Annotated in this window: 8 protein-coding genes; 5 read left to right on the forward strand and 3 right to left on the reverse strand. The window is 76.3% G+C overall.

Translation table 11 applies throughout. The annotated features are described in order from the left end of the window. Positions 1-4 precede the first annotated feature (4 nt). Positions 5-1,528 carry an SDR family NAD(P)-dependent oxidoreductase gene (locus ACH4SE_RS08995; RefSeq protein WP_398542628.1) on the reverse strand — a complete coding sequence of 508 codons (1,524 nt, stop codon included), beginning with the start codon at positions 1,526-1,528 and terminating at the stop codon, positions 5-7. A gap of 169 nt (positions 1,529-1,697) precedes the next feature. Between ACH4SE_RS08995 and fahA the strand changes: the two genes are divergently transcribed. Then, a complete protein-coding gene (fahA, locus tag ACH4SE_RS09000) occupies positions 1,698-2,933 on the forward strand; it encodes a fumarylacetoacetase (protein WP_398542629.1) in 1,236 nt (411 codons plus the stop codon). Positions 2,934-2,986: 53 nt separating this feature from the next. Here fahA and ACH4SE_RS09005 read toward each other — a convergent pair whose 3' ends face one another. Further along, entirely contained in the window at positions 2,987-5,995 is a 3,009-nt protein-coding gene (locus ACH4SE_RS09005; protein WP_398542630.1) for a beta-galactosidase, read from the reverse strand. A 400-nt stretch (positions 5,996-6,395) separates the two neighbouring features. Here ACH4SE_RS09005 and ACH4SE_RS09010 point away from each other — a divergent pair, with 400 nt between their 5' ends. From ACH4SE_RS09010 to ACH4SE_RS09025, 4 genes are all read left to right on the forward strand, one after another. Continuing rightward, entirely contained in the window at positions 6,396-6,965 is a 570-nt protein-coding gene (locus tag ACH4SE_RS09010) for a DUF6328 family protein (RefSeq protein WP_398542631.1), read from the forward strand. Between the two features lie 98 nt (positions 6,966-7,063). Beyond that, on the forward strand, positions 7,064-7,330 hold the full coding sequence (locus tag ACH4SE_RS09015; RefSeq protein ID WP_398542690.1) for a metal-sensitive transcriptional regulator: 267 nt from the start codon (positions 7,064-7,066) through the stop codon (positions 7,328-7,330). A gap of 75 nt (positions 7,331-7,405) precedes the next feature. Beyond that, the gene (locus ACH4SE_RS09020) at positions 7,406-7,966 is read left to right on the forward strand and encodes a nitroreductase family protein (protein WP_398542632.1); all 561 of its coding nucleotides are present in this window, start codon (positions 7,406-7,408) and stop codon (positions 7,964-7,966) included. Positions 7,967-8,209: 243 nt separating this feature from the next. Next, the gene (locus ACH4SE_RS09025; RefSeq protein ID WP_398542691.1) at positions 8,210-9,220 is read left to right on the forward strand and encodes a DUF3533 domain-containing protein; all 1,011 of its coding nucleotides are present in this window, start codon (positions 8,210-8,212) and stop codon (positions 9,218-9,220) included. 400 nt (positions 9,221-9,620) lie between these two features. Here the strand turns inward: ACH4SE_RS09025 and ACH4SE_RS09030 are convergent, their stop codons facing one another. Further along, the gene (locus ACH4SE_RS09030) at positions 9,621-12,560 is read right to left on the reverse strand and encodes an NB-ARC domain-containing protein (protein WP_398542633.1); all 2,940 of its coding nucleotides are present in this window, start codon (positions 12,558-12,560) and stop codon (positions 9,621-9,623) included. Positions 12,561-12,881 lie beyond the last annotated feature (321 nt).

A 12,881-nucleotide genomic window follows, 5' to 3' on the forward strand; every position in this document is an offset into this window, starting at 1 on the left:
CCGGTCACCAGGCGGCGGGGGCGTAGTCCTTCAGGAAGCAGCCGTAGAGGTCCTCGCCGAGCTCGCCGCGCACGATGGGGTCGTAGACGCGGGCCGCGCCGTCGACCAGGTCGAGGGGGGCGTGGAAGCCCTCGGCGGCGAGGCGGATCTTGTCGGGGTGCGGGCGCTCGTCGGTGATCCAGCCGGTGTCGACGGCGGTCATGAGGATGCCGTCCGTCTCCAGCATCTCCTTGGCGCTGGTGCGCGTGAGCATGTTGAGCGCGGCCTTGGCCATGTTGGTGTGGGGGTGGCCGGCGCCCTTGTAGCCGCGGGAGAACTGGCCCTCCATCGCCGAGACGTTGACGACGTACTTGCGCCGGGCCGCCGCCGCGGCCATCGCCGGGCGCAGGCGGCTGACGAGGATGAAGGGCGCGGTCATGTTGCAGAGCTGGACCTCCAGCAGCTCCACCGGGTCGACCTCGCCGACCGTCTGGACCCAGGTGTTGGTCGGGTCCAGGTCCGGGACGAGACCGCCGGCGTCGATCGCGGTGCCCGCCTCGATACGGGCCAGCGAGGCGGAGCCGCTGACCAGCGCCAGGCCGGTGACGTCGGCGGCCGTGAGCCCGCGCCCGCCGCGCGGGGCGGGCAGGGCGGCGGCGGTGCGCGCCCCGCTGCCGAAGACGCCGAGGACCTCGGTGCCGGGCAGCTCGCCCGGGGGCAGCGGCGCGGACTCGGCGGCGACCAGCTCGCGGTAGGCGGCCTCGGAGCGGCGTACGGTCTGGGCGGCGTTGTTGATGAGGATGTCCAGCGGGCCCTCGGCGGCCACCGAGTCGGCGAGCGCGACGACCTGGGCCGGGTCGCGCAGGTCGATACCGACGATCTTGAGCCGGTGTATCCATTGGTCGCTGTCCGGCATCGCCTTGAAGCGGCGGACGGCGTCGCGCGGGAAGCGCGTCGTGACGGTCGTGTGGGCGCCGTCGCGCAGCAGCCGCAGGGCGATGTACATGCCGATCTTGGCGCGCCCGCCGGTGAGCAGCGCGCGGCGCCCGGTGAGGTCGGTGCGCGCGTCGCGGCGCGCCCGGTTCTCGCGGGCGCAGGCCGGGCACAGCTGGTGGTAGAAGGCGTCGACCTCGACGTAGCGGGTCTTGCACACGTAGCAGGACCGGGGACGTTCCAGGATGCCGGCGATCTCGGTGCTGACGGAGGGCGCGAGCTGGATGCCGAGCGTCTCGTCGTCGATGCGGTCGGCTGCGCCGGTCGCGGTGGCCTCGGTGACGCGCTTGTCGTTGGCGGTCTTGGCGGCCCGGCGCTCCTGGCGGCGGCGCTGCTTGACCGAGCGGTAGATGCCGGCCGTGGCACGGCGTACGGCGATCGCGTCGGGGTGGTCGACGGGCAGCCCGTCGAGCTCGGCGAGCACCGCGAGGCAGATCTCCAGACGCGCCGGGTCGATACCGGGGACGTCCTCCGCGCCGCCGGGTTCCGCTACCCGCGCGGGCGGGACCGGCGCCTCGTGCGCGGGGTCGTGAAGGTCCTGCGTGGTCGCCGTCATGCCGCTGCCGCTCTCCGTGTCCGCCGGTCGGGCCGGCCCCGTGCCGCCGGGGTACGCCTCCCGGGTCAACGGATCGACTTTACGTTTGACCTGCGGGCAGCTCCAAACGCGGTGGAGGTTCCCCGGCGGTAGCCTCGGGGCGTTGCCGCCGCCCCGCGCTGGAGGTCCGTTGAACGCCGCGAACCCGCTGTCCGTACCGCTCGACGATCCGTTCGGGCCGCACAACCTGCCCTACGGGGTCTACTCGACCGCCGAGGCCCCGGCGCCCCGGATCGGCGTGCGCTACGGCGGGCACGTGCTGGACGCGGGGGCCGCGGCGCGGGCGGTGGGCGCGCCGGCGCAGCTGGTGACGCTGCTGTCGGCGCCCGTGCTGAACCCCCTGCTGGCCGCGGGACGGCCGGTGTGGACGCGGGTACGGGCCGCGGTGGCGGAGTGGCTGACGGCGCCGGAGCACGCGGCCACCGTCGCCCCGCTGCTGGTGCCGCTCGCGCAGGCGCTGCCGCACCTGCCCTTCGAGGTGGCCGACTACGTCGACTTCTACGCCTCGGAGCACCACGCCGCGAACGTCGGCCGGATCTTCCGCCCGCAGGCCGCCGACCCGCTCACACCGAACTGGAAGCACCTCCCGATCGGCTACCACGGCCGCGCGGGCACCGTCGTCGTGTCGGGCTCGCCGGTGCTGCGGCCGTGCGGGCAGCGCAGGGCGGCGGGCGAGGCGGCGCCGGTGTACGGGCCGTCGCTGCGGCTGGACGTGGAGGTGGAGCTGGGCTTCGTGGTGGGCGGCGCGTCACCGCGCGGCGGCCGGGTCGCGATGGCCGAGGCGGACGAGCACGTCTTCGGCGTGTGCCTGCTCAACGACTGGTCGGCGCGGGACATCCAGGCGTGGGAGTACGTGCCGCTGGGCCCCTTCCTGGGCAAGTCCTTCGCCACCTCGGTCTCGCCGTGGGTGGTGCCGCTGGAGGCGCTGGCCCACGCCCGTACGGCCCCGCCGCCGCGGGACACGCCGCTGCTGCCGTACCTCGACGACGCGGGCGTGCAGCCGCCGTGCGGGTTCGACATCGCGATGGAGCTGCGGCTCAACGGGCACACCGTCTCCCGGCCGCCCTTCGCGTCGATGTACTGGACCTACGCGCAGATGCTGGCGCACCTGACGGTGAACGGCGCGAGCCTGCGCCCCGGCGACCTCTTCGCCTCCGGCACGGTGAGCGGGCCGGAGCCGGAGCAGGTCGGCGCGCTGATCGAGCTGACGCACGGCGGGACGCGCCCGGTGGAGCTGCCGGACGGCTCCCGCCGGGCCTTCCTGGAGGACGGCGACGAGGTCGTCATCACGGCGACGGCCGCGGGCCCGGGCGGCGCCCCGGTGGGCCTCGGCGAGGTCGCGGGCCGGATCGAGCCCGCGCGCTAGCCGGGCGGGGCGTGCGGTCCGGCACCAGGTGCCGGGTGCCGGACCGCACGGCTTCAGCGCCCGCCGTAGGCGGGGGCGGGGACGTCCTCGACGGGGACGCCGCCCGCGACGGCGCCGAGCAGCGTCAGCTCGGGCTGCGGCAGGCCCGCCGGGGTCGTGCCGTCGGCGAGGACGGCGAGGGCCAGGCTGTTGGTGCCGCGGGTGCGCAGGACGCCGTTGGGAAGGACGAAGGTGTGCTGCGGGCCGACGTCGTTGGCGTACTGGCCGAGGTTCCAGCCGTTGAGGAAGATCTGCACGCGGTAGGCGCGGGCCGGGTCGTCGGTGAGCTTCAGGCCGATCGACGCGTCCGTGCCGGGGTCGACGTCCAGCCGGAAGTCGGTCCGGTACCAGCTGACGCCCTGGCGGGTCTCGGTGTGCGGCAGGGCGACCTGCGCCCACTGCCCGTCGGGGAAGCCGGGCAGGTGCCATCCGGAGCGTTCGCCGTACAGGCCGCCGGTGTTGAGCTGGCCGCGTACGGTGTCGAGGCCTGCCGCGCCCTGGATGCGCCAGGTCAGCGGGGCGCCGTCGAGGGTCGCGGCGAGCAGGCCGCGGGCGGCCTTGAAGGCGTCGTTGGCGCCGCCGTCCTCGGCGTGGGCCATCGGGCGCACCAGCACGGCGACGGTGTGCGGGCCGGGGCCGCGCAGCTCGGCGGGCACGGTGAAGTCGGCGGTGCCGGTCCAGGTCGCGACGGTGTCCTGCGCCTTGGCCGGGGTGGGGAGCCGGTGGGTGCCCAGCGGGCGGCCGTCCCACCAGGCCATCAGCAGGCCGAGGGTGCCGCCCTGGTACGTGAGCGACAGGGTGTCGGCACCGGCCGCGTCGCCGACCTGGGCGCGGTACCAGACGTCGCCGTAGTAGCAGCCGTAGTCGTCCGCGAAGAGCACGGCGGGCTGGCCCGCGGGCAGCGCGGTGGAGCTGTGCGAGGTGGTGAGGTCGCACACCCGCCAGCGGCGGTCGTCGAAGCCGGGCTCGGACTCCGGGTTCTCCGCGGCGTAGCGCCAGCCGGTCAGCCCGGGCAGCCGGACCGGCTGCGGGCCGGGGAGCTGCGCGGTGGCGGCGAGGCTGCCGTCGCGGGTGGTACGGGTGGCGGCGCGGCTGCCGTTCCAGTCGACGTGCTTGACGCCGTCGGGTGCCCACACCTCCAGCGGGGCGGGGGCGTCGGTGTCGCCGGTCAGGTCGAGGTTGACGCCGTGGACGCGGGCGGAGCGCACGAGCGCGGGCCCGCGCACGAGCAGGGGGCCTGCCGCGGTGGTGCTCGGCCAGAGCGTGGCGGCGGCGGTGTCGTCGGCGAGGAGCAGCAGCAGCGGGGTGCCGCTGCCGCCGTCCTCGACGCGGACGCGGGTGAGCCCGTCGAGGACGGCGTTGATCCGCAGCGTGCCGGCGTCCGCGTCGTAGGTGGTCTCGGCGGCGCCGGCGGTGACGGTGACGGTGGGCCGGGTGCGGCACAGCAGCACGGTCTCGACGGGGTCGCCGGGGCGGCCGGTGAGCAGCGCGAGGTCCTGGGCGCGGCCCGCGGCGCGCCACATGGGCTGGGCGGTGGTGTAGAGCAGGGCGCGGCTGCCGAGCGACAGGTTGGCCGCGACAACCTTCATGTCCTTGCCGGTGACCCGCAGCCCCCCGGGCGCGGCGGGCACCGTCAGCTCGCCCGCGGCGGTGGTCACGGGCAGCGTGCAGGTGGCGTCCGCGCTGCTGTCGTTGCGCAGGAAGTACAGGTGGGAGCCGCGCTCGGGGTTCGTCAGGTGGTAGACGCGGACGGCGCCGCCGGTGACGGGGGTGGCCGTCACGTCGCCGGCGCGGTCGAGCTGCCCGAGGTCGGGGAAGGCGGCGAGCATCGAGCCGATCTGGCGCATCGGCAGCAGCTTGGAGGTCTGGTTGCGGGCCTCGTCGATGGCGGCGCCGTAGTCGTAGGAGGTGTAGACGACGGGGGCGGGCAGCCAGCCCCAGGAGGTGCCGCCGAAGGTCATGTAGACGTTGTGGATCTTGATGCCGTTGGCGAGGTTGGTGAGGTAGAAGCGCCGCTCGAAGGCCGCGTCGCGGGTCCTGCGGGACTCCGCGTAGCCGAGGCCGCCGAATTCCGCGCCGCCCCACGGGTCGAACCAGCCGCCGCCGAACTCGGCCATGAATCCGGGGGTGTCGGGGCTCGCCGTCGCGCCGCCCTTGGCGCCTCCGGTGCCGAAGTAGCCCCAGTCGGGGGCGAGGCCGCTGGGCGAGGGGTAGCCGTCGAAGGCGTAGAGGTAGCGGCCCTGCTCGCCGCCGGTGCCGAAGCTGCCGGGGACCCAGTAGCCGTTGCGGCCCTTGTCGTTGTGGAAGAGCGGGACGTCGATGCCGTCGGCGCGCACCTTGGCGTAGAGGTGGGCCATGTAGTCCTGGCCGGTGGCGCTGGTGACGTAGGAGGCGTACTCGTTCTCCAGCTGGTAGAGCACGACCGTGCCCTGGCCCTTGGTGTACAGGTGCCGGCCGATCACGGCGTCGACGGCGGTGAGCCACTCGTCGGCGTGGCCGAGGTAGGTGGGGTCGCTGGTGCGGGCGCGGCCGGGGGTCGTCGCCAGCCAGGCCGGGTAACCGCCCGCGTCCACCTCGGCGTTGATGTAGGGGCCGGGGCGGGCGATGACGTACAGCCCGGCTTCCGCGGCCAGGTCGAGGAAGCGGTCGAGGTCGCGGACGCCGGTGAAGTCGTAGGAGCCGGGCGCGGGCGAATGGAAGTTCCAGGCGGCGTAGATGCTCACGGCGTTGTAGCCGTTGGCCGCCATCTTGTGCAGGACGTCGAGCCAGAGGGAGGGGCTGGGCAGCCGGAAGGGGTGCACCTCGCCGGACCAGAGCGGGACCCGCCGGCCGTCGACGAGCAGCGAGTAGCGGTCGAAGGCGACGGTGTGCGGGCGGCCGTCGGCGGCGGGGCGCGGCAGGATCCCGGAGGGGGCGGCCCCCGGGGCGTCCGCGTCGGCGGCCCGGGCGGCGGCGGCCGGCAGCGCGACGGCGGCGGCCGCGCCACCGGTCAGAGCGGTGAAGGTGCGGCGGGACAGTTCCACAGGGGGATTCCCTTCGGCGACAGGGCTGAGCTGGGCGTGCTGGAGTGCGGGGGCGTGCCGCGGAAACGTAACTTCAGAGAGATCGGCGCGCAAGACTTTCGCACAAAATCCCCCATGAGCGCGCAGGTGCTGTGCCGGCGATCGAAAGCCCCCTGACGCCCTGAACGCATGACAATCCGCAGGTGGCAGCGCCTTCCACCGGGTACGCGGAGACGCGTTTCGCGTCAGACGACACGTCTCGCGTTCAAACGCGTTCAATCACAGGAACCCCACGGGCGGCCCGCGATACGACAGTTTCGATCACCCGCGGCGCGGCGGTGCCGTTGCACCGCGCGGATCGGGGCAGATTCATCGGGCGGGCGCCGCGCCCGCCGCCCCGGCCGCGAAAGGAGTACAGGCCATGACGGAACGCCCGCACGGGAACACGGGAGACGCGGGGAACAGACGGAACGAGGAAGACAGGGGGAACACGGGGGACACCGAGGACTGGGGACGCGACGAGACCCCCGAGGAGCGCGCCGACCGCCGCTGGTCGGATCTGCTGCAGGAGCTGCGGGTCGCGCAGACCGGCGTGCAGATCCTCTTCGGCTTCCTGCTCACCGTGGCCTTCCAGCAGCGCTTCACCGGCCTGTCCGACACCGAGCGGCACCTGTACGCGGTCACCGTCGTGCTGGGCGCGGCCACGACCGGGGTCCTGGTGGCGCCGGCGGCGATACACCGGCTGCTGACCGGCCGCCGCCTCAAGCCCGAGACGGTGGCCTGGGCCTCCCGGCTGACCGTCCTCGGCCTCTTCCTGCTGCTGTGCACGACGACCTGCTCGCTGCTGCTCGTGCTGCGCCTCGTGGTGCCGGACACCCTCGCCGCGTGGCTGGCGGGCGGGCTGGTCCTGTGGTTCACGCTGTGCTGGCTGGCGGTGCCGCTGTGGGCCGTCCGGCGCGCCCGGCGGCCGGCCGCGGAACGGCGGGGCTGAATGCGGCAGGCGCCCTGCGAAGGCCCCGCACTTCATACCCCCAGGGGTACACTTGGGCGCTGGACGGTTGCCGGACGAGAGGAGTGGCGGCCATGGGAATGGCGGTGGACGAGGACGCGGCACAGTCGGTCCTCAACCGTTTGCGGCGGGCGCAAGGGCAGCTCTCCGGGATCATCGCGATGATCGAGGCGGGCCGCGACTGCAAGGACGTGGTCACGCAGCTCGCCGCGGTCTCCCGCGCGCTGGACCGGGCGGGCTTCAAGATCATCGCGAGCGGGATGCGGCAGTGCATGACCGCGGCGGACGAGAACCAGCCGCCGATGTCGGAGGCCGAGCTGGAGAAGCTGTTCCTGACGCTGGCCTGAGGCCGCGCCCCCTTTTCCGTGCCCGGCGCCCCCGCCGCGCGGAATACGTCCCTGAGGGGGCGGGTTGCACGCGCAGTGAACCGTGACCACCCGCCGCTCGACGGCCTCCACCCGCTGCTCGCCGGCCGCTTCAGCCCGTCGAAGTTCGACCCGTCCGGCGCGGTCGACGACCACGCCGTCGCACTCCTCCTGGAGGCCGCCCGCTGGGCTCCCTCCGCGGGGAACTCGCAGCCCTGGGCGTACGTCACCGCCCGCCCCGGCGAGGTGGACCACGCCCGCGTCGCGGCCCACCTCGCGCGCAGCTCCGCCCGCTGGGCGCTGGACGCCGGACTGCTCGTCGTCACCCTCGCGCACCGCTACGTCGACGACAGCGGCCTGCTCTACTCCGAATTCGCGGACTACGACCTGGGCCAGTCCGTCGCCCATCTGACCCTGCAGGCCCAGGCGATGGGGCTCGCCGCACACCAGTTCCGCGCGTTCGACCTGGAGAAGCTGACCGCCGAGCTGCGCCCCGGCCCCGGGTGGGAGATCGTCACCATGATCGCCGTCGGCAGGCCCGCCGAACCCCCCGCCGCCGGGCGCGCCCGGCGCAGTGTCGCCGACCTGCGCTCGGCGCCCTGGGCGCCCTCCCGGTGACCGCGGCCGGGCGCCCCTCGCCGCGGGGCGCCCGGCTGGGCCGAACGGCTGGGCCGCAGCCGGGCGCGGGCGCGCCCGCCAGGACCGGCCCCCTGACCGGACCGACGATGTGACGACCCCGGCCCCGGGCCCGGGACGCAGCGGTGCACGGGAAGGGCGGCGGCGGTGGCGGACAGAGCGGATCGGCCCGGTGGCCCGCCGGAGGCGGAGCCGGTCGGTGGGGTGCACGGGGTCGTGCGCGAGCTGCGGGACGCGGTCACGCCGCGTTCCGCGCTCGTCGTCCTCGGGGTGCTGCTGCTCCAACTGGGCTTCGCCCTGTCGTACATGGGCGCCTTCCACGCGCCGCGGGCACACCGGGTGCCGGTCGTGGTGGCCGCGCCCCCGTCCGTACGGCAGGCGGCGGTCTCGCGGCTGAACGCCCTCCCCGGCGAGCCGGTGCACGCGACCGCCGTCAGCGGCGGGGCGGAGGCCAGGAAGCGGCTGCTGGAGCGGCGCACGGACGCCGCCTTCCTCGTCGACCCGCGCGCGAAGGCGGACACCCTCCTGGTCGCCTCCGCCGCCGGCTCCTCGGCGAGCGACGCGGCCACCAGGGTCGTGCGGACGGTGAACACCGCGCAGCACCGTGCCGTCGTGGTGCGCGACATCCGCCCCGCCGCGGCCGGCGACTTCCGGGGACTGTCGTCCTTCTACCTCGTGCTGAGCTGGACGATCGGCGGCTACCTCGCGTCCTCCGCGCTCAGCATGGCCGCGGGCTCCCGCCGCCCCACCCTGCGCCGCATCCTGGTGCGGCTGCTGGTGATGCTGCCGTACGCGTTCGTGTCCGGCGTCGGGGGCGCGGTCATCGTGGGCCCGGTACTGAACTGCCTGCCCGGCGCCTTCTGGGAACTGGCCGGCATCGGCACCCTCGTGGTCTACGCGTCGGCGGCGGCCGGTGTCGCCCTGCAGTCGCTGGCCGGCACGGTCGGGCTGGGCCTGACCATCCTGATCTTCACCGTCCTCGGCAACCCCAGCTCCGGCGGTGTCTACCCGGCGCCGCTGCTGCCGCCGTTCTGGCGGGCGATCGGCCAGGCACTGCCGCCCGGCGCGGGCACCACCGCGGTCCGCAACACCGTGTACTTCGACGGCCACGGCACCGCCGGGGCGCTCTGGGTACTCGCCGCCTGGGCGGCGGGCGGCACCCTGGTCGCGATCGCCTCCTCGGCGCTCCGCGGCCGCCGCGCCCGGCGTTCCCTCGCCGCCCGGCCCGCCGTGTGAGGGCCCGGTACCGCGGACGCCCGCGGCCTGGGGCTCGCGGACCGGTCAGGCGCCGGCGCCCGGGGGCCCGTCGAGATCCGCGATCTCACGGTCGACCTGTTCGGCCTCGGCCAGGGCCGGCGCTCCGCGGCCGGCGCGCCCGGCAGTCCCTCGCCGCCCGGCCCGCCGTGTGAGGGCCCTACCGCGGACGCCCGCGGACGCGGCCCGGGGCTCGCGGACCGGTCAGACGCCGGCGCCCAGGGACCCTTCGAGATCCGCGATCTCACGGTCGACCTGTTCGGCCTCGGCCAGGGCTCGGCGCTCCGCGGCCGCCGCGCCCGGCAATCCCTCACCGCCCGGCCCGCCGTGTGAGGGCCCTACCGCGAACGCCCGCGGACGCGGCCCGGGGCTCGCGGACCGCTCAGGCGCCGGCGCCCAGGGACCCTTCGAGATCCGCGATCTCACGGTCGACCTGTTCGGCCTCGGCCAGGCGGTGCTGCGCCAGGAGCATCGCGCGGGCCCGTACCAGGCTCGCGCGGGCCTCGTCCGTGCGGTGACGGGCGAGCAGGGCGGCAGCGGTGTGGCGCAGCACGTCGGCTGCGAGGTGGCTGTGGCCCTGCGCCCGGCAGATGGCGAGCGCCTCACCGTAGTACGCGACCGCGAGCTCGTGTTCACCACGGCGGTGCGCGATGCAGCCGAGGCTGTCGAGCGTGCTGGACTCGCCGAGCTGGCGGCGGTCGGCGGGATGCCGGCGCAGCAGCGCGAGCGCGGCCAGGCAGTCGGCGCGGGCCTCGGCGTGGTCGCCGAGCCGGGTGCGCAGCCAGCCCACCGCGTTGAGCGCGCGGGCCTGGCGGTAGGTGTCGTCCAGCTCGCGGAAGAGCGCGAGCGCCCGCAGGGCGTGTTCCAGCGCGAGCCGGTCGTCGCCGTGGCGCTCCCACGCCCCGCCCAGGCTGTGGTGGATCTCGCCCCGGACGGCGGGGTCGCCGCTCCCGGCCAGCTCCAGCGCCCGGCCCAGGTGCCGGAGCGCGTCCCCCGTCCGCCCGAGCAGCGCGCAGGCGTCGCCGAGCATCTGGTGCGCGCGGGCCCGCACGCCGGACTCCCCCAGCCGCTCGGCACTCTCCACGGCGAGTTCCCACGCCGCCGCCTGCTCTGCGTAGTACCCGCGGCTGCGATGGTAGGGGTCCAGCGCCCACGCCAGCCGGCACACCTGCTCGTCCCACCCGTGGGCACGAGCCGCCTGCTGGGCGGCGAGCAGGTTGGCGTGCTCGCCGCCGAACCAGTCCATCGCCGCGCCCTGGCCCGCGGGGTTCCCCGGAGCCTCGCCGGGCGCGAGAGCGGCGCCGGGGAGAGCGCGGCCGGCGGCGGTGTCGCCCGGTGCGGGCGCGCCGCGGACGCTATCGCCCGGTGCGGGCATGCCGGGGACGGTCCGGCAGATCGCCGCGCCGGCGGGCGCAGGAACGCCGGAGGCGCGTCCGGGGGGCGCGGAGCCCGGTGGCGGGGTGGTGTCGCCGGCGAAGAGCGGCGGCTGATGGGGCGCGATCAGGCGGGCGGACGCGCACGCGGCTTCCGTACGGAAGTCGACCAGGCGGCGGACCGCCGCCCGCTGCCCGGCCGGGGTCAGCTGCGTCCGGGCCTGCTCGGCGGCGTGCAGGCGGAGGAGGTCGTGCATGCGGTAGCGCTCGGGGGCGTGGCGCTGGACGAGGTGGGCGTGGTCGAGCTCGCGCAGCAGGGCGCGGGCCGCCGCGGGCGGCAGGTCGAGCAGGTGCGCGGCCGCGGCCGGAGTGACGTCCGGGCCGGGGGCGAGGCCCAGCAGCGCGAACCCGCGGGCGGCGTCCCGCGACAGGGCCCGGCCGGACCACGACAGCACGGCCCGCAGGTCGGCACGCGGCTCGCCGCCGTCCAGGGCGTCCAGCCGGCGTGCGTCGTCGCCCAGGTCACCGGCCAGGGTGGCGAGCGGCAGGTCGGGGTGGGTGGCGGCGCAGGCGGCGGCGATGCCGAGGGCGAGCGGCAGGCCCGCGCAGCAGGCGACGAGGTCGGCCGCCGCGCCCGGCTCCGCGTCCAGCCGGGCGCGGCCCAGGCGCCGGGCGAGCACCTCGTGCGCGTCGTCCGCCGGCAGGACGCCGAGCGCCACCGTCCGCGCGCCCTGGGCGGCGATCAGCCCGCTCAGCCGCCGGCGGCTGGTGATCAGCACCGTGCAGCCGGTGCCACCCGGCAGCAGCGGGGTGACCTGCGCGGTGTCGAACGCGTTGTCCAGCAGGACGAGCATCCGCCGCTCCGCGGTCAGGCTGCGGTACAGCGCGGCCTGCGCCTCGGCCCCCGCCGGGACGGCGGCCGGTGCCACACCCAGGGCCACGAGGAAGCCGCGCACCGCGGCCGCCGCGGCCGCGGGCCGGCCCCCGGGGTCGAAGCCGCGGAGGTCGGCGTGCAGCTCGCCGTCCGGGAAGCGGTCGCGACGCGCGTGCGCCCAGTGCAGGGCCAGCCAGGTCTTGCCGACACCGCCCATGCCGCCGATCGCGCAGACGCCACCCGCACCGGCGGCGTCGTCGAGGAGGGCCAGCTCGTGCACGCGCCCGACGAACGCCCCGGGCGGAGCGGGCAGCTGACGCGGCGCCGCCACGCCGGGCGCGGGCGGGGCCCCAACAGCGGCCGCGGCACCGGCGGCAGGCAGGACCCCGGCCGCCAGGGGAACCCCCGCACCAGGCACGGCAGCACCGGCACCGGGCAGGACCCCGGCCGCGGAAACAGCAGCGGCACCCCCCACGGGCGCAGCACCGACAGCGGTCAGGCCCTCGGTACCGGGACCGGGCAGGACCCCCGCCGCCGAGGGGACCTCCGCACCAGGCACGGCAGCACCGGCACCGGGCAGGACCCCGGCCGCGGAAGCAGCAGCGGCACCCCCCACGGGCGCGGCACCGGCGGCGGGCGGCCCCCCGGCACCAGGACCGGGCAGGACCCCCGCCGTCAGAGGGGCGTCCGCACCAGGCACGGCGGCACCGGCAGGCGGGGCTGTGCGCGGGCGGGGGGTGGCGCGGCGCCTTTCACGGCGGGCGGCCTCCTCGACGCGGTCCCGGGCGGTGGCGAGCGCGCGCTGCTCGGCGGGGGTGGCGCCCAGCAGTTCGAGGAGCCCGTCGAGGCGGTCGGTCGGCGGCAGCGTGCGGGCGGTGAAGTACTCGGCGATCGCCGTCTGCGACCATCCGGTCCGCGAGGCGAGTTCACGGTAGGTCAGCGGGCTGTCCTGCCGGCCGCGCGCGTGCCGCCGCCGTAAGTCCCGTAAAAGGAGGGCGAGTCCGTCCACCGTGCGGACGGCCGCCGCGGCCTCCGCCACCGGGGCTGCGGCCGGGTCCGGCGGGGGCTGCCTCACTCCACGTCCTCTCTCGTCCCGTTCTCCGCGTGGCACGAGCCCGAAAACCGTGGGCGGGCGGCAGCTTACCGCCACCCCGGCGGCGCCGGGACGCGTACGCCGTTCCCCGCACGGCCCGCACGCCCCACGGCCCCCGCACGCCGCGACCGCCCCGGCGCCGCGGCGTCCGGCGGGTCCGCCGGGGCGCTGCGGCGCGGCGGCTTCGGCGCTCTTCGCCGCTCTCCGCCGGTGTTCGCCCGTGCCCGGAACCCGCGGTGGCCGCCGCGCCGCGCGGCCAGGATGGGGCGGCAGGTCCACGGGCGGGCCGCCGTCCGCAGCGGC

This window comes from Streptomyces sp. NPDC020983, from assembly GCF_044333485.1.
Lineage (GTDB): Bacteria > Actinomycetota > Actinomycetes > Streptomycetales > Streptomycetaceae > Actinacidiphila.

What these genes read in the sequence shown, in the direction of transcription:
- ACH4SE_RS09015 (WP_398542690.1), top strand. Translation starts at nt 7,064, where the DNA reads ATGGCGGTGGACGAGGACGCGGCACAGTCGGTCCTCAACCGTTTGCGG.
- ACH4SE_RS09010 (WP_398542631.1), top strand. Translation starts at nt 6,396, where the DNA reads ATGACGGAACGCCCGCACGGGAACACGGGAGACGCGGGGAACAGACGG.
- ACH4SE_RS08995 (WP_398542628.1), bottom strand. Translation starts at nt 1,528, where the DNA reads ATGACGGCGACCACGCAGGACCTTCACGACCCCGCGCACGAGGCGCCG.